This is a genomic window from Pseudomonas syringae KCTC 12500 (assembly GCF_000507185.2).
GTDB classification, from domain to species: domain Bacteria; phylum Pseudomonadota; class Gammaproteobacteria; order Pseudomonadales; family Pseudomonadaceae; genus Aquipseudomonas; species Aquipseudomonas syringae.
Genome location: NZ_AYTM02000002.1, coordinates 3,835,027 through 3,855,357, shown reverse-complemented (window position 1 = coordinate 3,855,357; position 20,331 = coordinate 3,835,027). Strand labels below are relative to the sequence as shown.

The window sequence follows — 20,331 nt, the reverse complement described above, 5'->3', positions numbered from 1 at the left end:
CTCGGGAGCACGTATTGAACGCCAATGAATTACTGGACCCGGCCTATCGTTGGTTCATGGACGAGCCGTCGAGCAACTGGACGCTGCACACCCTTGCCGACATCAGGGCTCGCGTCAGCGCCACCTGGGCCACCGCCGCCACAGCGCGCGGCGAGCAACACTGGACCTCCTCCGATCCGGACAATGGCATCAGGCTATGTCTTTATCGCCCGGACCTTTCACACCCTCACACCGACCTCCCGGTCATTTTGTATATCCATGGCGGCGGCTTTGTACTGGGCAGCCCGGAGATGGCCGATGATGACCTGGCCAAGCTGGCCGTCGAGCTCCAGGCAATCGTCATTGCCGTCGATTACCGGCTTGCCCCCGAGCATCCGTTCCCGATCCCGCTGGAGGACTGTTACGCAGCGCTGGAATGGATATTCTGCAACGGAGCGGCGCAGGGCATGAACACCAGCAATCTGGTGATCATGGGCCACAGCGCCGGCGGCGGGCTTGCTGCCGCGCTCGCCCTGCTGGCAAGAGACAGAGGTCTGCGGACCATCGCCGGCCTGGTGCTGATCTACCCGATGCTGGATCACCGCACAGGCACACCCGACGCTCCGCCAGCCAACCCGACTACCGGCACTTTCAGCTGGTCGCGTCAGGCCAATCATTTTTGCTGGGAATGCCTGCGCGGTGCCTACGCAGTGGACGATGATCGCAAGGCCCTGTTCTCCCCCGCACTGGCCACCGACCTGAGCGATCTACCGCCCACTTTCATCTGCGTCGGCGCACTCGATCTGTTTCTGGAAGAGGACCTGTCATTCGGGCTGGCCCTGTCGCGCTCGGGGGTGCCGGTGGAATTGCATGTCTACCCAGGCGTGCCGCATATGTTCGATCAGTTGCCGGGGGAGCAGACCACGCAGGCTACGCAAGATATTGCCCGCGCCATGCGCAGGATGATCGCCGCCGGGTTATGCGACTAGAATGACGCACATGTTGCATCAATTCGGAAACAAGGGAATGTATGTTCAAGCAATGCCTGTTACTCGCTACGGCCATCTCACTGAGCGGCTGTTGGAGCCTGATGTATCACCTCGATGGTGAACGTTGCGTCTATCCCGGCACACGACACGGCTGGGCATGGGGTACTAAAGATGTGACATCGACCTGGCCATGGCTGATAGACGTGCCGTTCTCTCTGGCGCTGGATACGCTGTTTTTGCCCTACGACCTCACCGCTTTCCTGCCGGAAAACCTTGGCGGTGATGATCGCGAGTGCCATTTCAATGATGGGCTGAATGTGCTTGGTTGACAGGCACCCATAGAGTAAGGACACGTTGATGCTCGCCACCAGACTTCACCTCCTGTGCGGCAAGATCGCATCCGGTAAATCGACACTGGCAAAATCAATCGCGACCGAACATTCAGCGATCCTGCTGAGTGAAGATCAATGGCTCTCTCGGCTCTACCCTGACGAGATCACATCAGTGGCGGACTACGTGCGCCTGGCCCATCGGATTCGCGACATCATCGGCCCTCTGGTTATCGACATGCTGAATTCGGGCATGTGCGTGGTTCTGGATTTCCCTGCCAATACGCTCGCCGACCGCCAGTGGCTTCGCAGCCTGGCTGATGACGCGCAGGTCAAGCATCGACTGCACTATCTTGATGTGGAGGACGATATTTGCCTTGCCAGACTGCATGCCCGCAACGAAAGAGCCGAGCATGACTTTGCGGCTACAGATGCGCAGTTCAGGCTCATCACCCGCTACTTCCAGATTCCACACACTGACGAGGGGCTGGATATTCTGGTTCACGGCCTGTAACTCACCGCCTGTAACTCACCAAAGGGTGCGTGGCGATGTCCTTCCGGCACTCTGATTTCTGAGGTTCCTGCAACAGGCACCCTGCGTAACCGGTCGGCGAAAACCGGAACAAACGGATGCCTTCACGCCACCACCCAACGATGCCTGCCATATGAACCTTCGGCCGATATGGCGCTCACTTTATAGGTTGCCTTGTCTCATTGCCGAAAGGAATTCGCATGCTTTCGACCTCACCAGCGCCCCCTCTTGCCAGCCCTGTCGAGCGTGAGCTCAGTCTACGCGCGGTCATTACCGGGGTCGTACTCGGTATCCTGTTGACGCCTTCCAATGTGTACGCCGGGTTGAAGATCGGCTGGTCGTTCAACATGTCGATCATTGCGTTGTTGATCGGTTATGCGATCTGGCAAGGGCTGTCAAAGCGCTCGTCCGCGCAGCTGCCGTGGACGCTGCATGAGAGCAACATCAATCAGACTGTCGCCTCCGCCGCTGCGTCTATCATTTCAGGCGGGCTGGTCGCGCCGATTCCGGCTTATACCTTGCTGACCGGCCAGCAACTGGATGCCATCCCGATGATCGCCTGGGTCTTCTCGGTGAGCTTTCTGGGGATCTGGATTGCCTGGTATTTGCGGCCGTCACTGCTCAATGACACATCGCTGAAATTTCCCGAGGGCATGGCCACTCTGGAAACCCTCCTGCACATCTACAATCATGGCCGTGAAGCTGCGACGCGCCTCAAGGTGCTGCTCAGTACTGCGTTGCTGTCGGCGCTGGCCAAGTGGGTCGACACGTTCGTGTGGGCGTTCCCGCGCTGGTCGCCGAGCGCTCAGTTGGAGCGCCTGACCTTTACCGCTGACCCTTCGCTGCTGCTGGTGGGGTTCGGGGCGATTATCGGTATTCGCGTCGGCTTGACCCTGCTGATCGGAGCCTTGCTAGCCTGGGGTGGCCTGGCGCCGTGGCTGCTGGAACAGGGGCTGGTGACGCTACCGGCCGACAGCAGCGGCCCGCAGTTCGCCGCGCTGGTGGAATGGTTGCTGTGGCCGGGCGTTAGCCTGATGGTCTGTTCGACGCTGGCCTCATTGGCCATCCGCCTGTGGACACTGCACGCTTCTACCAAAGCCAGCGGCGGAACACCCTGGTCAATGCCCAAGCCCGGGCCGGCCGCCGGTTTTGCGCTGGCGATCCTGCTGGTCGTCAGCCTGCAGGCGCTGTTGTTCGGTATCAACCTGTGGATGGCCCTACTGACCATTCCTCTGGCGATCTGCCTGGCAGCCGTGGCGGCGCGCGTGGTCGGTGCCACGGGTATTCCGCCCATCGGCGCAATCGGGCAGTTATCGCAACTGAGCTTCGGCATCGTCGCGCCGGGTCAGGTGCCGATCAACCTGATGAGCGCCAACACGGCCGGCGGTTCAGCCGGGCAATGCACCGATTTGATGAACGACTTCAAGGTAGGCCGGGCGATTGGCGCCACGCCGCGCAAACAGTTGATTGCCCAGACCCTGGGGATTTTCGTCGGCAGTATCGTCGGGGTCCTGGCCTATATGGCGCTGATCCCGGACCCGCAATCGATGCTGCTCACCGAAGAGTGGCCAGCCCCGGCAGTGGCGACCTGGAAAGCGGTGGCGCAGACGCTGACGCACGGTCTGGACTCGCTGTCGGCGAGCATCCGCTGGGCAATTTTCATCGGTGGTCTGGCCGGTTTGCTGCTGGGCATCCTCGACAGCACACTGCCCGCGCACCGCGCCCGGTACCTGCCCAGCGCCGCAGCACTGGGCCTGGCCTTCGTACTACCCGCCTCGGTGTCGTTGATGATGGCGCTCGGTGCAGTGCTCACCTGGCTGGTGAACTGTCGCTGGCCATCGCTTACCGAACGCTTCGCCATCACCGCAGCGGCTGGCCTGATTGCCGGCGAGAGCATTACCGGCGTCGGTGCGTCGTTGTGGCAGATGGTTCAGAACGGCGGGTAGTTGCATGCATGGCGCGACAGGCAAACTGCTATGATTCGCACCTGTGCAAGCGAGTTGAAGAACATGAATCGTCGCAAGAAAATCCAGCAGTTGCTCAAGGCCCATGCCAAAAAGGCCAGCGCCAAACTGGCCCCGCAGAGCAAGGAAAAATACATCAGCAAGGCCGACCGCGTGAAGCTGGCGGCCGAAGCGGATCAGGACTCCAACAGCCCGTCTGAAGGCTGACCCACCACGTAAGCGCCATCGTGCGACGCAGAGCGTCGGGAACTGCATTCCCACGGGAGCGTAGGGAACGATCAGCCCGAATATCAGGCACGGCGGTTACTTGGCGAAAGAATATTCCCCGCCCTGCTCCAAAGCCTTGCGGTACGCAGGTCTGCCCTGCAGTCTTTCAACCCACGCGGTCACGTTCGGGTACGGCTGCAGCATTGCCTGGGCCTTGGCGAACTCGCCGATGAAGCTCATCTGAATGTCCGCACCACTTAGCTCGTCGCCAAGCAGATACGGAGTCAGCCCCAAGGCCTCGTTCAGATAGCCCAGGTAGTTGGCCAGTTCCGACTGGATACGCGGATGCAGTGGCGCACCTGCGTCACCCAGACGCCCAACGTACAGGTTGAGCATCAGCGGCAGAATCGCCGAGCCTTCCGCGAAGTGCAGCCATTGCACGTATTCGTCGTAGGTTGCGCTGGCAGGGTCCGGCTGCAGACGACCGTCGCCATGGCGGCGAATCAGGTAGTCGACAATGGCACCGGACTCGATGACCACATGCGGGCCATCTTCGATGACAGGTGATTTGCCCAGCGGATGCACCGCCTTGAGCTCGGGTGGCGCAAGGTTGGTTTTCGGGTCGCGTTGATAACGTTTGATTTCGTAGGGCAGGTCGAGCTCTTCGAGCAGCCACAGAATACGCTGCGAACGTGAGTTGTTCAGGTGATGGACAGTGATCATGTCGGGCTCCGCCGGGTGAGAGTGTCTAAAAAAGACTGCGCTACCACCCCGGAGTGCCCTGAAATGATTTTACTTCGATGAACGTACTGGAATCGTTCAGGTAGCTCTATCACTCGAAACGCTCGCCGCTTCGCCACGAAGCTCGCGCTCCACTGCCGCTTTATCAATGATCGACCAGACGCCGACGATCTTGCCGTCGCCAAAGGTGTAGAACACGTTTTCGCTGAAGGCAATGCGCTCGCCAAGCGCCTCCAGCCCGAGAAAACGGCCTTGCGGAGAGCAGTTGAAGAGCAGACGGGCGGCAACCTGTGGTGCTTCGACCACCAGCAGGTCGATATTGAAACGCAGGTCGGGGATGATCCTGACGTCATTTTCCAGCATCGCCCGGTAACCGGCCAGACTGATCCGCTCGCCGTTGTAGTGCACGCCGTCGTCGACGAAATTGCCCAAGTCCTGCCAGCGACGATCATTGAGGCAGGCGATGTAGGCACGGTACTGCTCAGCCAGGTTCATATGGCGCCCTCCTTTTCAAACGATACCGACGCAGCCTCGTTGAAAAGGCTGCACACAATTGCGGCCTTACTGTAGCGCTTATGAGCGGCGCAGAGAGTGAGTAATGACAGCAGCGTATGTGCCAGATAAAAACGGCTTGTAAATCAATGAAAAGCATCTTTTACCAGTCAAAAAAACTGAATTTCATTGACAGCAAAAGGGGAAAACAGGGGCGTTATGACAAGCAAAAGTTAATCGTTTCAGCAGTCTCACGCTCAAGGCTTTCGCCAGGAAAACAATCCTGAGCGGGTTTGTAGGGAACTAGCACGGCCGACACCGCCCTAAGCGTGACATCCACGTACTGGCGCAACGCTGGTTTCAAGCCAAGGACTTCAGATTCATGTCTTCTAGTAGCACCTCAGCAGCGGCGGGTCAGCAAGGCCGGCAACGCGCTGCATCGAATCGACTCATCTTTATCTCTGTGCTTGTGGCGACCATGGGCGCGCTGGCGTTCGGGTATGACACTGGCATCATCGCCGGTGCCCTGCCGTTCATGACCCTGCCCGCCGATCAGGGAGGCCTGGGTCTGGATGCGTACAGCGAAGGGATGGTCACCGCGTCACTGATTGTCGGCGCCGCGTTCGGCTCGCTTGCCAGCGGCTATATCTCCGACCGCTTCGGACGCCGCCTCACATTACGCCTGCTGTCAGTGCTGTTTATCGCCGGCGCACTGGGCACCGCCATTGCGCCGTCGATTCCGTTCATGATTGCAGCGCGCTTCGTGCTGGGTATCGCAGTGGGCGGCGGCTCTGCCACAGTGCCGGTGTTCATCGCCGAGATCGCAGGCCCGTCACGGCGTGCGCGGCTGGTCAGCCGTAACGAATTGATGATCGTCAGCGGCCAGTTACTCGCCTATGTGCTGAGTGCGGTCATGGCGGCCTTGCTGCATACACCGGGGATCTGGCGTTACATGCTGGCCGTCGCCATGGTGCCAGGCGTGTTGCTGCTGGTTGGTACGTTCTTCGTACCTGCGTCGCCGCGCTGGCTGGCCTCCAAAGGGCGTTTCGACGAAGCGCAGGATGTGCTGGAGCAACTGCGCCCCAGCACACAGGACGCGCAGCGTGAAATCGACGAGATGAAAGCGCAGGACGAAGAAGCTCGCCATCGTCCCAAAGCAAGAGAATTGCTGCGTCAGCGCTGGGTCATCAAGTTGTTGCTGATCGGTGTAGGTCTGGGCTTTACCGCGCAGTTCACCGGGGTGAACGCGTTCATGTACTATACGCCGATCATTCTCAAGAACACCGGGATGGGCACCAACGCTGCGCTGACCGCGACGATCGGCAACGGCGTGGTGTCAGTCATCGCAACCTTGCTGGGCATCTGGGCCATCGGCCGCTACGGGCGTCGGCATTTGCTGATGACCGGCCTGGTCATCGTCATTCTGATGCAGGCAGCGCTCGGTTGCGTGTTGCAGTTCATGCCGCAGAACATGACCCAGAGCTACACCGCCCTCGCCTGCATTCTGGTGTTTCTGCTGTTCATGCAGATGTGCATCTCGCCGGTCTACTGGCTGCTGATGTCAGAACTGTTCCCCATGCAGGTGCGCGGCTTGCTGACCGGCACAGCGGTATCGATGCAGTGGTTGTTCAACGCATCGGTAGCGTTCACATTCCCGATTGCAGTCGATACCATCGGCAACCCGACGTTCTTCATCTTCGCCGCCATCAACATTGGCTCGTTGATTTTCGTGTTCCTGTGCCTGCCGGAAACCAAGGGCAAGTCGCTGGAGCAGATCGAAAAGCATTTGAAGAAGGAGCTGTAGCGGCGACCGGATGAGGTCGTCAACGGCCTCATCCACCCTCCAGGCAGATCAGCGCACCAGCATCGAAGCTGCCGCCGCTACCATGATTGCCGCCGCACCGCGAAACAGTTTTCTTTGCGCACTCTCACTCGACAGCAAATGTCGAATGCGCAAGGCGGCAAATATGAACACGGCCCCGACCGCCAGCAGTACCAGCACCGTCAGTGGCACCAGAACCAGCCCCCACGTCTGCAAAGAGACCGTTTCAAGATTGATGACCAACGGCAAAAGCGCCAGATAAAAGGCAATGGTCTTGGGGTTGCCCAAGGTGATGGTCAGTCCGGACGCGGCCGCGGACAGCAACTCTTTTTTCTTCGCTGATTTTCCGATTTCGATGGCTTGATGATCTGCGAACCAGAACTGCCAGGCCAGATAGCACAGATAAATCGCCGCCCCCCATCGCACTACCTGAAACAACGCATTGAAGTGTTCGGCAATCATGGCAAGACCAAATACTGCAAATGAAAGATAGGTCAGGTCACCGAGGATCAGCCCGGACAGCAGGCAGAAGCCTGACACCGCCCCGCCGCTGACGCTTCGCGCTACCAGCGCGGCCATACCGGGGCCAGGGATGGCGGCGGCGATGCCCAGCGCTGCCGAATAGGTAAGAACCTGAGTCAGATCAAGCATGTTGCACTCCTTGAGACTTGACGCTGATTGGAGAGCTTGCCTGAGATCCAGCAGGCAAACCCCTGTGTCGAAAAATATTACGTGTTTCAACGCGGAAAGAATTATCTGTTCTTACTGGCTGGACGGCTAAAACCGGTATAAATTTCCTGCAACATGAGGAGTAACGGTATTTATGACCCATCCGACATTAAGCCCGATAGATGTAAGGATCCTCACGGCTCTGCAGCAGGACGGCCGTATCACCAATCAGACCCTGGCCGATCAGATCGGCATGTCTGCCTCGCCCTGCTGGCGACGGGTCAAGCAGCTTGAAGAACATCGCTATATACAGGGTTACCGAGCCGTTCTGGACCGCCGCAAGATAGGGCTTGGCGTCATGGTGTTCATTCGTATCAGCATCGACAGTCATAGTGAGGCCGAGGCCAGAAAATTCGAGAAGGAAGTCATGCAGCTGGAAGATGTCGTGGCGTGCTACAGCATCGGTGGCGATGCGGACTTTCTGCTTCAGGTCGTAGCGCCCGACCTGGATTCCTTTGCTGACTTCGCCATGACCGTGGTCAGACGATTACCCGGCATCAAGGAAATGCAGAGCATGTTCGTCCTCAAGGAAATAAAACCGTTCGTCTCGTTCCCGGTAAAGCAGCCCGCATAGCATAAATGCGTGCATTGGCATCAATGACTGCACGCCCATCATTTCAAATAAAGGAATAGCAATGTCTGCACAGGAGCCAGCCACCGTGATCTTCACCAGCGCCATCCCGATCCTGCGGATCTTCGATGAACGCAAAGCGCGTGAGTTTTACATCGACTTTCTCGGTTTCAGCATCGAGTTCGAGCACCGCTTCGAAGCGGATCTGCCGTTGTATCTGGGCATCAGCCGTAACGGGTTGAACCTGCACCTCTCCGAGCATCACGGTGACGCCTGTCCAGGTGCGGCGGTGTTCATCCCGACGCAGAACATCGAGCAATTGCGCGATGAGCTGATCGGCAAGCAGTACGGCTATGCTCGCCCGGACATCGTCCAGCAAGGTTGGGGGAAAACCCTGGAAGTCTGCGACCCGTTCGGTAACCGGCTCAGGTTCTGCGAGAGCTGAGAAACCTGCATTGATGTCAGCCGTGCGGCGGTACATTCGCCCTGCGGCTGACACGACCCATCTTTGTGCACACAGACACGTTCAAGCGCAAACATGACGCATGACTGCTGAATAACACCCTGCCAATTGCCGGTAACCTCCCTGTAAATCGCCCTCGGACCAAGCTTGGCCCGTAACGTGCAAACCCGTCAGTTCATCTTGTATACATGAATGAACACCACCATGACTGCACTCGATATCCCTGAACTTCAGTCGGCGCTCCGCTCGGGCGACACCACGCTGACGACACTGGTGCACACCCTGACCGCACACATCGATGCGGATGACCGGGCAGAGGTCTGGATTCATCGCGTCCCGCTGGCACAGCTTGTCGAGCGGGCAAAGGCGCTGGAGAGTATCGCCGAACAACTGGGCGATGCGCTGTATGACCGGTTGCCGCTGTTCGGCGTGCCCTTTGCGGTCAAGGACAATTTCGACGTGGCGCACATGCCGACCACGGCTGCTTGCCCGGCGTTCGCCTACGTGCCCGAGGACAGTGCTCACGTTGTGCAACTGCTGCTCGACAGCGGCGCGATCCTGATGGGCAAGACCAATCTCGATCAATTCGCTACTGGCCTGGTGGGCGTCCGTTCGCCCTACGGCGCGGTGCGCAATGCGCATGATCCGGCCTACGTCAGCGGCGGTTCGAGTTCTGGCTCGGCAGTGGCGGTAGCGCGTGGCTACGTCAGTTTTGCACTGGGCACGGACACCGCAGGTTCAGGCCGCGTGCCGGCCGGCTTCAACGGCATCGTCGGGCTCAAGCCCAGCCTTGGCCTGTTCAGCAGCCGCGGAGTCGTGCCTGCCTGCCGCACGCTGGACTGCCCATCCATCTTTGCCAAGGATGTCATGCAAGCCTGGCAGGTCGCGCAGGTCATTGCAGCTTACGACCCGCTGGATGCGTCCAGTGTGGCCGTGCAGGCATTGCCGGTGCAGCGCAGGGTTCGGCGTGTCGCCGTCGCGCGGCACTGCGAGTTCTTCGGCGATGAGCAGGCAAAGGCGGCTTACCTCAAAACCCTTAAAGCCCTGCAGAACGACCCGTTGGTGACGGTCAGCACCATCGAGTTCGACGTGTTCGCCGAGGCAGCTGCCCTGCTGTATCAAGGCCCGTGGGTGGCGGAACGCCGCGCTGCGATCGGCGAATTCTTCGCCAGCAACGCGGCCGATATTCATCCTGTGGTACGCGGCATTGTGCAGAGCGCGGATTCATTCGACGCCGTGGACACGTTCAACGCCCGCTATCGCCTGGCAGAGCTGACCCGCGCTGCGCAGCAGTTGCTGACCGACATCGATGTGCTGGTGGTGCCGACCGCGCCGTGCATGCCGACCATCGAAGCGGTGCTCGGCAACCCGGTCGCGCTTAACTCACAGCTCGGCTATTACACCAACTTCGTCAACCTGATGAACATGTGCGCCATCGCCATCCCGACAGATCGTCGCGCGGACGGATTGCCTGCGGGCATCACGCTGATTGGCCCGGCCGGTGCCGATCAGCGCCTGGCAGAGATCGCCGCCGCCTGGCAGCCGCTGTTCGGCCAGGCTGACCAGCGTGACGCCGTGGCGATGGCCCCCCTGCCCTATAACAGCCCGACCGTGCAGGTTGCGGTGGTCGGTGCCCACCTCGTTGGCCAGCCACTCAACTGGCAATTGCTCGAAGGCGGCGCGCGTCTGCTGCGCAGCACAACCACCAGCGCGGATTACCGCCTGTATGCGCTGGCAGAAACGACGCCGCCGAAGCCGGGACTGGTGCGCGTCGCTGAACAGGGCGCGAGCATCGAGATAGAAGTCTGGGAAATGCCGCTGAGCCAGTTCGGCGCTTTCGTCGCGGCCATTCCCGCGCCACTGGGCATCGGCTCCCTGCAATTGGCCGACGGCCAGTGGGTCAAGGGTTTCATCTGTGAACCTGGCGGCCTTGAAGGCGCGCTGGACATCACCGGCTACAAAGGCTGGCGCGCCTACCGCGCCGCGCACACATCTTCCATCGCTCAATGACCCGAGGTAGCACACATGTCGAATGTTGATCGTCGCAGTTTCATCAAGTTGGCGGGCATTATCGGCCTGAGCGCAGCGCTGCCTTTCGGTCGCGCCTATTCAGCCGATGCGCCGCTGGTAGTGGGTTTCATCTACGTCGGCGCTCGCGACGACTTTGGTTACAACCAGGCCCACGCTCAGGCAGCGGCCATCATCAAGACGCTGCCCAACGTCAAAGTGATCGAGGAAGAAAACGTTCCGGAAACCGTGGCCGTACAGAAGACCATGGAAGCCATGATCCGTCAGGACGGCGCCACGTTGATTTTCCCGACCTCGTTCGGCTATTTCGAACCGCACGTGGTCAAGGTCGCCAAAAAGTACCCCGACGTCCGTTTCGCGCACTGCGGCGGTCTCTGGCAGAAAGGTCGCGACCCGATGAACGCGGGGAGCTTTTTCGGTTACATCGACGAAGCGCAATACCTCAACGGCGTGATCGCCGGGCACATGAGCAAGAGCAAAAAGCTCGGTTTCGTCGCCGCAAAACCTGTGCCGCAAGTGCTGCGCAACCTGAACGCGTTCGCCATGGGTGCCCGCTCGGTCGACCCGAGCATCGTCACCACAGTAATCTTCACCGGTGACTGGTCGCTGCCGGTCAAGGAAGCAGAAGCTGCCAACGGCCTGATCGACCAGGGTTGTGACGTGCTGACCTGCCATGTCGACGGGCCCAAGGTGATCGTCGAGACGGCTGAAAAACGCGGCGTGATGACCTGTGGCTACCACGCCAGCCAGGCTGCGCTGGCGCCCAAGGGCTACCTGACCGGTGCCGAATGGAACTGGGAGACGCCTTATCGTGCTCACGTCGCAGCAGCCCAGAGCGGCGCGCCGATGATCAACTTCCTGCGCGGCGGGCTCAAGGAAGGCTTCGTGAAAACGTCTGCCTACGGGCCTGCGGTCACGGCCGACGCCAGGCAGAAAGCCGATGCCATCAAGGCGCAGATGATGGCCGGTCAGTTCGTGATTTTCAAAGGCCCGCTCAAGGACAACAAGGGCAACGTGGTGATTGCCGATGGTGTTGCCCAAGGCCAGACCGACATTGCTCTGGAGAGCATGAATTACCTGGTCGAAGGCGTGCTTGGCCAGCTCTGAGGAACGTTCATGAGTTCATCGATAAGTCTGCGCCGCCTGGCCAGCGCTTTGTTGCCGGGGCTGCCTACGGTGCTGGCGGTGTTTTCCTCGTGCGTGCTGTTCGGGCTGTTTCTGGCGGTTCAGGGCAAGCCTGCCTGGCAGGCGCTGCAGCTGGTCGGCGAAGGCGCGTTCGGCTCGTGGTTCGCGCTGGAAAACACCTTGCAACGCGCCGCGCCGCTGATGCTGACCGCGCTGTGCGTCGCCCTGCCCGCACGGGCCGGGCTGATCATCATCGGCGGTGAAGGCGCGCTGGTACTGGGCGGGCTGGCTGCCGCAGTGACACCCTTGTGGCTCAGCCATCTGCCAGCCGCTTTGATGCTCGCCTGCATGGCCGTCGCGGCAATGACCGTGGGCGCCCTGTGGATCGGCCTGAGTGGCTGGATGCGCCAGCGGCGCGGGGTCAATGAAACGATCAGCAGCCTGCTGCTTTCGTACATCGCCCTGGCACTGTTCCGGCAGTTGGTGGAAGGCCCCCTGCGCGACCCGGCAAGCCTGAACAAGCCTTCGACGCCGCCGCTGGACGATGCCTATATGATCGGCACGATCAGCGACAGTTTCGAGGTGCACTGGGGCCTGGTGGCGGGCGTCGTCGCCTGTCTGCTGGCGTATGTACTGGTGCGCCACAGCGTCAAGGGTTTTGCCCTCGCCGTGGTCGGCGGCAACATGCGTACTGCGCTGATGATCGGCTTGCCCGTGGACCGGCTGATCATGCTCAGTTGCCTGCTGGGCGGTGCGGCGGCGGGTCTGGCCGGCATGTTCGAGGTCACCGCAGTGCAAGGCAGCGCCAACGCCGCGCTGATCGCAGGCTATGGCACCAGCGGCATCCTCGTGGCCTTCGCCGCTCGCCATCATCCGCTGGCAATTATCGTCTGCGCCATCCTGCTCGGCGGGCTGGAAGCCAGTGGCGGACTGCTGCAGCGACGGCTCGGTCTGCCGGACGCCACCACGCTGATTCTTGAAGGTCTGCTGTTCACCAATCTGCTGCTCTGGGAAGCCCTGGGTGGGCGTATCGCCGCCTGGAAGATCAGGCTGACGGCGGCGCCTGCGCCGCTCGACAAGGGAGCACTGCAACATGGCTGATATCGACCTGACTACCTTTCTGCTCGCCCTGCTGGCCGGTGCCATCCGCGTCGGCACACCTTTTCTGTTCGTCAGCCTGGGCGAATGCCTGACCGAAAAGAGTGGCCGGATCAACTTGGGGCTGGAGGGCATTCTGGTGGCTGGCGCCATGTCCGGATATGCCGTCGCATGCCTCAGCGGCTCGGCGTGGCTGGGCGTCGGTGCGGCTGCCGGGGTCGGCGTTCTGCTGGGCCTGCTGCATGGGTTGGCGTGCTCGTTGCCACGGGTTAACGACATCGCGTTCGGCATCGCACTGATCCTGCTCGGCACCGGCCTGGCGTTCTTTCTCGGCAAAGCCTTTATCCAGCCACAGGCGCCCATGCTGCCTTCACTGGCGCTGGGCGCCTGGAGCAGCGAAGAACGCGTGCGCTCGGCATTGAACATCAATGTGCTGTTCTTCGTCGGTGCAGCACTGGCGTTCGTTCTGCACTGGGGGCTGCGCACCACGCGCTGGGGGCTGATGCTGCGTCTGGTCGGCGACCATGCCGAAACCGCTCAGGCGCTGGGCTATCGACCGCTCAAGGTACGCATTGTGGCCACTGCGGTCGGCGGCGGGCTGGCCGGTATCGGCGGCGCCTACCTGTCGCTCTACTACCCCGGCAGCTGGAACGAAGGACTGTCCAGCGGTCAGGGGCTGATGGCCGTGGCGCTGGTGATCTTTGCCCGTTGGCGCCCGTTGGCGTGTCTGTGGGCGTCGTTGCTGTTCGGCGCCGCCGGAGCCATCGGCCCGGCCCTGCAAGCGGTCGGTATCAGCAGCGGCTATTACCTGTTTGCCGCAGCACCTTATGCGCTGACGCTGGTGGTGATGTACGCCACCTGTCGCCGTGGTCGCACGTTGAACGGCGCGCCTGGCGAACTCAGCCTGACGCGATGAACTGATCTTTTCGAGGAGGCATTGCATGGCCAGTGGTCTTGGTGGTTTGAACAAGTCGCCCAATGGCGTGGTGATCGGCCTGGCGCAACTGGCGCTGCCCGATCCGCATACGCGCGAGGCGTTGTGGGCGCAGACACAGAAAGTGGTCGGCATGGTTGCCAAGGCGCGACGCAGCAACCCGGGCATGGACCTGATCGTATTTCCCGAATACTCGTTGCACGGCCTGTCGATGAGCACGGCACCAGAGATCATGTGCAGCCTCGACGGCCCGGAAGTGATCGCGCTGCGCGAGGCGTGCAAGGCGCACCGGATATGGGGCTGCTTCTCGATCATGGAAGCCAACCCGCACGGCAACCCCTTCAACAGTGGCCTGATCGTCGATGACCTTGGAGAGATCCGCCTGTACTACCGCAAACTGCACCCGTGGGTGCCGGCCGAACCGTGGGAGCCGGGCGATCTGGGTATTCCGGTCTGCGACGGACCGCGCGGCAGCAAGCTGGCGCTGATCATCTGCCACGACGGCATGTTCCCGGAAATGGCCCGCGAGTGCGCCTACAAGGGCGCCGACATCATGCTGCGCACTGCGGGTTACACCGCACCGATCCGCCACTCGTGGAAGATCACCAATCAGAGCAACGCCTTCACCAACCTGATGCAGACCGCAAGCGTCTGCATGTGCGGCTCCGACGGCACGTTCGACTCCATGGGCGAAGCGATGTTTGTCGACTTCGACGGCACGATCATGGCTGAAGGGGGTGGCCGGGCCGACGAAATCGTCTGCTGCGAACTGCGCCCCGATCTGGTCCGCGAAGCCCGTGTGCACTGGGGCGTGGAGAACAACATCTATCAATTCGGGCATCGCGGCTATGTGGCGGTCAAGGGCGGCGCACGCGACTGTCCTTACACCTACATGCACGATCTGAGCGCAGGCCAGTACCGTCTACCGTGGGAAGACGACGTCGTGCATACCGATGGCAGCTCGTGTGGTTTTGCAGCCCCGGAGCGCGACTTCAACCCCACCCCCAGCAGTTGGAAGGAGTAACGCCATGAGCGAACGTCATATTGCATCGGCGCCCTACCCTTGGCCCTGGAACGGGCAATTACATGCGCACAACACGGCCTTGATCGTGATCGACATGCAGACCGATTTCTGCGGCGTCGGCGGCTACGTGGACAGCATGGGTTACGACCTGGCACTAACCCGAGCGCCCATCGAGCCGATCAAGGCGCTGCTCGCCGCGATGCGCCCGCTGGGCTTCACCATCATCCACACCCGCGAAGGCCATCGCCCGGACCTCAGTGACTTGCCCGCCAACAAACGCTGGCGCTCGCAGCGCATCGGCGCGGGAATCGGCGACCCAGGTCCGTGCGGCAAGATTCTGGTACGGGGCGAGCCGGGCTGGGAAATCATCGACGAGCTGGCACCGCTGCCCGGCGAAATCGTGCTCGACAAGCCCGGCAAAGGCTCCTTCTGCGCCACCGATCTGGAACTGATCCTGCGCACCCGCGGCATCGACAATCTGATCCTGACCGGCATCACCACCGATGTCTGCGTGCACACCACCCTGCGCGAAGCCAATGACCGTGGCTTCGAGTGCCTGCTGCTGGAAGACTGCTGCGGGGCGACCGACCCTGGCAACCATGCGGCGGCCCTGAGCATGGTCAAAATGCAGGGTGGCGTGTTCGGCGCCGTCGGCCATTCCTCGATGCTTCGCGACCTGTTGGGAGCATGAACATGCGCGCCCCGAGCCTTGAGACGATTGGTGCCAGCAAGCATTTCGGTGCGTTTCGCGCACTCGACGAGGTGTCCTTCAAGGTCCGCGCCGGCACCGTTCACGCCCTGCTCGGCGAGAACGGCGCCGGCAAGAGCACACTGGTCAAAGGCATCATCGGCTACAGCCCGCTGCAGTCGGGCAGCATTCTGATCAACAACCGCGAACACGAGATTCGCACCCCGCGCGACTCTCATCAGTTGCAGATCGGCATGGTGTATCAGCACTTCACCGTCGCGCCAGGCCTGAGCGTGGCGGAAAACCTGGTGCTGTCGCGCGGCGATCTGCCTTGGCGTATCGACTGGGCCAGCGAGCACCAGCGCCTGGAAGCGTTCATGGCAAAAATGCCTTTTCGGCTGGACATCCATCGGCCGGTCAGCAGCCTGGCGGCCGGCGAAAAGCAGAAACTGGAAATCCTCAAACAGCTGTATCTGGAGCGTCGACTGGTCATTCTCGACGAACCCACTTCGGTGCTCACGCCGCAGGAAGCCGACGAAGTACTGGGGCTGATGCAGGCGATGGCACACCGTGGCGAACTGACCGTCCTGATGATCACCCACAAGTTTCGCGAAGTCAGCACCTACGCCGATGACGTCACTGTGTTGCGCAAGGGTCGCTGGGTGGGCAGCGCGGCAGTGGCTGACACCACCACGCAACAGATGGCGGCGTGGATGATGGGCGAGGCACAGGTACGCGGGGTGAGCACCGAGCGCCCGGCGATGGCGCCCCGCCCGCCGCAGTTGCAGGTGGCAGGCTTGGATGTGCCTGGCGACAAAGGCACGCTGGCGGTGAAAAACCTGTCTCTGGCCGTTTACCCGGGTGAGATCGTCGGGGTTGCAGGTATCTCCGGCAACGGTCAGCGCGAACTGACCGAAGCGCTGCTCGGCCAGCGCGCCTTCAGCGCCGGGCAGATAGCGGTCGACGGCCAGCCTTACCACGCGCGGCGTGAACAGATGCAGCGCCTGCGCGTGTTCAGCCTGCCCGAAGAACCCCTGCGCAACGCCTGCATCGGTACATTCAGCGTGGCTGACAACCTGGCCCTGCGCAATTTCGACCAGCCGCCGCTCTGCCGCCAAGGCTGGCGCCTGGATCGTCGCGCAGCAGGTGTCCAGGCACGCAGCCTGATTGAGCAATTTCAGGTATCGCCCAACGACCCGAACCGGCCGATCGGCACCTTGTCCGGAGGCAACGTACAGCGCGCTGTATTGGCCCGTGAACTGACCCACGACGTCGCGGTGCTGATCGTCGCCAACCCGGTATTCGGTCTGGACTTCGCCAGTGTCGCGCTCATTCACCAGCGCCTGATCGACGCTCGCAACAGCGGCACAGCGGTCCTGCTGCTCAGTGAAGACCTTGACGAACTGCTGAGCCTGGCAGACCGTATCGTGGTCATTCACGACGGCGAGCTGGTGTTTGAAACCAGCGCAGCGGACGCCGACCGTACCGAGCTGGGCCGACACATGGCCGGGGCCGAGCATCTCGCGGGGGAACCGGCATGATCAAGGTCAATGCGCGGCCTGACCGCTTCGCCTTCGATACATCCCGTACCGCTGTAGTGATCATTGACATGCAGCGCGATTTCCTCGAACCCGGCGGCTTTGGTGCCGCGCTGGGCAACGATGTCGCACCGTTGCAAGCCATCGTACCGTCCGTGCAACGCCTGCTGACGCTGGCCCGCAATGAGGGGATGGCAGTGATCCATACCCGCGAATCACATCGTCCGGACCTTGCCGATTGCCCGCAAGCCAAACGTGACCATGGCTCGCCGGGCCTGCGCATCGGCGATCCCGGTCCGATGGGACGCATCCTGATTCGAGGCGAACCTGGCAATCAGATTATCGACACCCTGGCGCCGCGCGCTGGCGAGTGGGTCATCGACAAACCCGGCAAAGGCATGTTCTTCGCCACCGACCTGCAACAACGGCTGAGCGAAGCGGGAATCACGCATTTGATCTTTGCCGGCGTCACCACCGAAGTCTGCGTGCAGACCAGCATGCGCGAAGCCAACGACCGGGGTTATCGCTGCCTGCTGATCGAGGACGCAACCGAAAGCTACTTTCCCGCGTTCAAACAGGCCACGCTGGAGATGATCACCGCACAGGGCGGGATTGTCGGCCGAGTTACCTCATTGACGGACCTGGAGCAGGCGCTGCTGACAAGGAGCACACTTTGATGGACATCAACCTCCCCCACGTGGTCGCTGAAGTGACCCACGCCTTTCACGACTACGAACGCGCCCTGCTGGCCAATGAGCTGAGCACGCTGGATGCGTATTTCTGGAATTCCGAACAGACCGTCCGCTACGGCGTCGCGGAGAACCTGCTGGGCGCGGACACGATCGCTCGCTATCGACGCCAGTGTCAGCCGGTCGGACCGGGACGCACGCTGCTGCGTACCGTGGTGAGCACCTTCGGTGAAGACTTCGCCACGGTCAGTACCGAGTTTCATGATGGCGTCACTCAGCGCCTTGGTCGGCAGATGCAGACCTGGGCGCGACTGGCGGGCGGCTGGAAAGTCGTTGCCGCACATGTCAGCATTGACCTGAGCAGCCTGGAGCCACGCCCTTGAATTCCCCGAACACCACCAACGCGCTGGCTGAAGACGTCTATCGGCGGCTCAAGCAGGAGATTTTCGACTTCTACCTGCTGCCCTACGATCGCTTCACCGAAACCCAACTGGCCGACCGTTATCAGGTCTCGCGAACACCAGTGCGTGACGCGCTCTACCGCCTGCAGCGCGAAGGCTATCTGGATGTCGAGTTCCGGCGTGGCTGGTCAGTCAAGCCTCTGGACTTCAACCAGATCGACCAGCTCTACGATCTGCGCATCGTGCTGGAGTGCGCAGCGGTCGAGCGCATCTGTGCATCGGCCGAAGTGCATCCGGAACTCACTGTTCTGCGCCAACACTGGTTGATCGATCGCGATAGCTGGCAGATAGACATGCAAGTAGTCGCCGACCTCGATGAACAGTTCCATACCCAACTGGTGGCCGCTTCAGGCAACCTGGAAATGGCCCGCATCCACCAGGAAGTGACCGAGCGCATCCGCATCGTGCGCCGCCTGGACTTCTTCAAAAGCGCGCGTATCGAACATACCTACCTCGAACACGCCGCGATCCTCAATGCCCTTCAGGCGCGTAAACGTGACGAAGCATTATTGCTGCTTCGCTCCCATGTAGAGATCAGCAAACTGGAAGTACGCAAACTGACGATTTCCATGCTCAGTGATGCGCGGCGGCGGTATGAGGCGTGAGCATATGTGCGCTTTGCGATCGGTAGCCAAGCGCTCGTACTCAGATAAAAACACTTCTAAGGTTGCGGATCGATAAGCCGTTCAAGCTCTTCAATAGAGACTTTGCACCACTCCGGGACTTCGTCAACTTTGTATTCGACAATCGAAGCATCTGTGATTTCTGCTTCGAGCTCTGCCGTATCTCCGGAGTTATCAAACAAGTAGGCTCGGCTCGTCGCCTGGATGGCCTCCGGCAGCAACGCCAGGCATCTGTGATAACGAGTATGCACCTTCTCCGGAGTGACATTATGCCCGCCCTCGCCAACACGAATCGCGATCCGGTTGATATTGATACTCGGGTTTTCGGTAGCGACAAAATATAAATAGGTCCGGTATCCCATTGCCTTGGCTTTTTTGATGAACTCCACTTTGGAACGATCTGACATGACCGTCTCAAACGTGAAGCTGGCGGACTGATCAAGCAATTGATGCCTGATGAAGTCAGCAACCACCGAGGCGTGGTAGGACGTGAAGGTGATGCCTTCAATCAATAGCGATTGGGCGGTGATGACGAAATGCTCAGCCTGGCAAGCCAACTGCTCTCTTTCGATGAGGGGGTGGGACGAAAAAAACGTCCGGAAAGCCTGCTGGTCAGCGTCAATCGAAAAGGGAGAAAGATCCAGAAACCCGTTGTCACCCACTTCACGCTCAAGGTCGTCAGCATTGACGTAAATATAAATCAGGTCAGGATCAAGTATGCGTTTGATGGTGCTTTTGCCTGAACCGTTTGGGCCGGCAAAGACACGTAGCCTAGGTACGGGCACTGGTAGCGGACCCTGGGCCGATCCTGAAAGAGCCGGTGGTTACTTTGCGTCTCGGCTTCGAGGCACAAACGACTTTCTCCGTGCCGTCCGCACATTCGGCGACGATAAATCCTCCTTTGGACAGCAACACTGTCTGCCCGGACGATTTTGCCTTCTCATAAGCCATTCTGGTTGCTATGGACGCTTTAGCCGGGATCTGGGCTTCCAGCTCCTGAATAGCTTCTTCAGACAGTATGTTTTCTGGAGATCTGGGCATGAATCCTCCTTATCGGCATATTCAATATGAACCTCAACGACCAGATCATAGCCCTAAAAAGGTTTCCTCGACACCTGCCGATGCTCGTCTGTGTTACCAGTCGTGAGGACCATGAATCTGACAGACCATCGCATGGGTGGACTTGCACGTACGTATAAAAACCGTAAACCAGAACACACTGAAACAAGGCGTATCGATCAGTCTACCCAGGCATCTACCGTCCCATGCAACCTTTTCAAACCAGCCCTGTCCTAGCCATTAGTA

23 protein-coding genes are annotated in these 20,331 nt (G+C 60.5%); 18 read left to right on the top strand and 5 right to left on the bottom strand.

The window, feature by feature from the left end; translation table 11 throughout:
* The first annotated feature begins 14 nt into the window (after nucleotides 1–14).
* The 5 genes from V476_RS17560 to V476_RS17540 all read left to right on the top strand — a co-directional run bounded on the left by V476_RS17560 (nucleotide 15) and on the right by V476_RS17540 (nucleotide 4,000).
* Nucleotides 15–968 carry an alpha/beta hydrolase gene (locus tag V476_RS17560; protein WP_024959562.1) on the top strand — a complete coding sequence of 318 codons (954 nt, stop codon included), beginning with the start codon at nucleotides 15–17 and terminating at the stop codon, nucleotides 966–968.
* Between the two features lie 41 nt (nucleotides 969–1,009).
* Nucleotides 1,010–1,297, top strand: a complete 288-nt coding sequence (locus V476_RS17555; protein WP_003314115.1) for a YceK/YidQ family lipoprotein — start codon at nucleotides 1,010–1,012, stop codon at nucleotides 1,295–1,297.
* A 28-nt stretch (nucleotides 1,298–1,325) separates the two neighbouring features.
* Nucleotides 1,326–1,811 (top strand): P-loop nucleotide/nucleoside kinase family protein, encoded by a 486-nt coding sequence (locus tag V476_RS17550; RefSeq protein ID WP_003409034.1) that lies wholly within the window; start codon nucleotides 1,326–1,328, stop codon nucleotides 1,809–1,811.
* Nucleotides 1,812–2,029: 218 nt separating this feature from the next.
* Complete coding sequence (locus V476_RS17545; protein WP_010424392.1) at nucleotides 2,030–3,775, top strand: OPT family oligopeptide transporter; 1,746 nt, start codon at nucleotides 2,030–2,032, stop codon at nucleotides 3,773–3,775.
* 63 nt (nucleotides 3,776–3,838) lie between these two features.
* Nucleotides 3,839–4,000 carry a DUF2986 domain-containing protein gene (locus tag V476_RS17540; protein WP_065087521.1) on the top strand — a complete coding sequence of 54 codons (162 nt, stop codon included), beginning with the start codon at nucleotides 3,839–3,841 and terminating at the stop codon, nucleotides 3,998–4,000.
* Between the two features lie 96 nt (nucleotides 4,001–4,096).
* Here V476_RS17540 and V476_RS17535 read toward each other — a convergent pair whose 3' ends face one another.
* Both V476_RS17535 and V476_RS17530 read right to left on the bottom strand, forming a co-directional pair.
* Nucleotides 4,097–4,723 (bottom strand): glutathione S-transferase family protein, encoded by a 627-nt coding sequence (locus V476_RS17535; RefSeq protein WP_003314111.1) that lies wholly within the window; start codon nucleotides 4,721–4,723, stop codon nucleotides 4,097–4,099.
* A gap of 96 nt (nucleotides 4,724–4,819) precedes the next feature.
* A complete protein-coding gene (locus V476_RS17530; RefSeq protein ID WP_024959561.1) occupies nucleotides 4,820–5,236 on the bottom strand; it encodes an ester cyclase in 417 nt (138 codons plus the stop codon).
* A gap of 379 nt (nucleotides 5,237–5,615) precedes the next feature.
* Here V476_RS17530 and V476_RS17525 point away from each other — a divergent pair, with 379 nt between their 5' ends.
* Nucleotides 5,616–7,037, top strand: a complete 1,422-nt coding sequence (locus V476_RS17525) for a sugar porter family MFS transporter (RefSeq protein ID WP_024664442.1) — start codon at nucleotides 5,616–5,618, stop codon at nucleotides 7,035–7,037.
* Nucleotides 7,038–7,085: 48 nt separating this feature from the next.
* Here the strand turns inward: V476_RS17525 and V476_RS17520 are convergent, their stop codons facing one another.
* Nucleotides 7,086–7,706, bottom strand: coding sequence for a LysE family translocator (locus tag V476_RS17520; RefSeq protein ID WP_003339882.1), 621 nt, complete (start codon nucleotides 7,704–7,706; stop codon nucleotides 7,086–7,088).
* A gap of 172 nt (nucleotides 7,707–7,878) precedes the next feature.
* Between V476_RS17520 and V476_RS17515 the strand changes: the two genes are divergently transcribed.
* The 12 genes from V476_RS17515 to V476_RS17460 all read left to right on the top strand — a co-directional run bounded on the left by V476_RS17515 (nucleotide 7,879) and on the right by V476_RS17460 (nucleotide 19,008).
* Nucleotides 7,879–8,358 carry an Lrp/AsnC family transcriptional regulator gene (locus tag V476_RS17515; protein ID WP_024959560.1) on the top strand — a complete coding sequence of 160 codons (480 nt, stop codon included), beginning with the start codon at nucleotides 7,879–7,881 and terminating at the stop codon, nucleotides 8,356–8,358.
* Nucleotides 8,359–8,419: 61 nt separating this feature from the next.
* Entirely contained in the window at nucleotides 8,420–8,800 is a 381-nt protein-coding gene (locus tag V476_RS17510; protein WP_024959559.1) for a glyoxalase superfamily protein, read from the top strand.
* Nucleotides 8,801–9,022: 222 nt separating this feature from the next.
* Nucleotides 9,023–10,828: an allophanate hydrolase gene (gene atzF / locus V476_RS17505; RefSeq protein WP_024959558.1), complete on the top strand. Its 1,806-nt coding sequence runs from the start codon at nucleotides 9,023–9,025 to the stop codon at nucleotides 10,826–10,828.
* A 15-nt stretch (nucleotides 10,829–10,843) separates the two neighbouring features.
* Nucleotides 10,844–11,953: a BMP family ABC transporter substrate-binding protein gene (locus V476_RS17500; RefSeq protein ID WP_004403015.1), complete on the top strand. Its 1,110-nt coding sequence runs from the start codon at nucleotides 10,844–10,846 to the stop codon at nucleotides 11,951–11,953.
* A gap of 9 nt (nucleotides 11,954–11,962) precedes the next feature.
* Nucleotides 11,963–13,072 (top strand): ABC transporter permease, encoded by a 1,110-nt coding sequence (locus tag V476_RS17495; RefSeq protein ID WP_024959557.1) that lies wholly within the window; start codon nucleotides 11,963–11,965, stop codon nucleotides 13,070–13,072.
* Nucleotides 13,065–13,985: an ABC transporter permease gene (locus V476_RS17490; RefSeq protein ID WP_003421850.1), complete on the top strand. Its 921-nt coding sequence runs from the start codon at nucleotides 13,065–13,067 to the stop codon at nucleotides 13,983–13,985. Before V476_RS17495 ends, V476_RS17490 begins: the two co-directional genes overlap by 8 nt.
* A 25-nt stretch (nucleotides 13,986–14,010) precedes the next feature.
* Complete coding sequence (locus V476_RS17485) at nucleotides 14,011–15,027, top strand: formamidase (protein WP_024959556.1); 1,017 nt, start codon at nucleotides 14,011–14,013, stop codon at nucleotides 15,025–15,027.
* A 4-nt stretch (nucleotides 15,028–15,031) separates the two neighbouring features.
* On the top strand, nucleotides 15,032–15,718 hold the full coding sequence (gene biuH, locus V476_RS17480) for a biuret amidohydrolase (RefSeq protein ID WP_003421848.1): 687 nt from the start codon (nucleotides 15,032–15,034) through the stop codon (nucleotides 15,716–15,718).
* Entirely contained in the window at nucleotides 15,715–17,256 is a 1,542-nt protein-coding gene (locus V476_RS17475; protein ID WP_161780148.1) for an ABC transporter ATP-binding protein, read from the top strand. Before biuH ends, V476_RS17475 begins: the two co-directional genes overlap by 4 nt.
* A complete protein-coding gene (locus V476_RS17470) occupies nucleotides 17,253–17,930 on the top strand; it encodes a cysteine hydrolase family protein (protein ID WP_024959554.1) in 678 nt (225 codons plus the stop codon). Before V476_RS17475 ends, V476_RS17470 begins: the two co-directional genes overlap by 4 nt.
* Complete coding sequence (gene hpxZ / locus V476_RS17465; RefSeq protein ID WP_024959553.1) at nucleotides 17,930–18,325, top strand: oxalurate catabolism protein HpxZ; 396 nt, start codon at nucleotides 17,930–17,932, stop codon at nucleotides 18,323–18,325. The genes V476_RS17470 and hpxZ overlap by 1 nt, the downstream gene beginning before the upstream one ends.
* Nucleotides 18,322–19,008, top strand: a complete 687-nt coding sequence (locus V476_RS17460; protein ID WP_003341908.1) for a GntR family transcriptional regulator — start codon at nucleotides 18,322–18,324, stop codon at nucleotides 19,006–19,008. The genes hpxZ and V476_RS17460 overlap by 4 nt, the downstream gene beginning before the upstream one ends.
* 56 nt (nucleotides 19,009–19,064) lie before the next feature.
* Here the strand turns inward: V476_RS17460 and V476_RS17455 are convergent, their stop codons facing one another.
* On the bottom strand, nucleotides 19,065–19,811 hold the full coding sequence (locus V476_RS17455; protein ID WP_017277779.1) for an ATPase: 747 nt from the start codon (nucleotides 19,809–19,811) through the stop codon (nucleotides 19,065–19,067).
* Complete coding sequence (locus V476_RS28960) at nucleotides 19,798–20,067, bottom strand: hypothetical protein (RefSeq protein ID WP_024959552.1); 270 nt, start codon at nucleotides 20,065–20,067, stop codon at nucleotides 19,798–19,800. Before V476_RS28960 ends, V476_RS17455 begins: the two co-directional genes overlap by 14 nt.
* Between the last annotated feature and the right edge of the window lie 264 nt (nucleotides 20,068–20,331).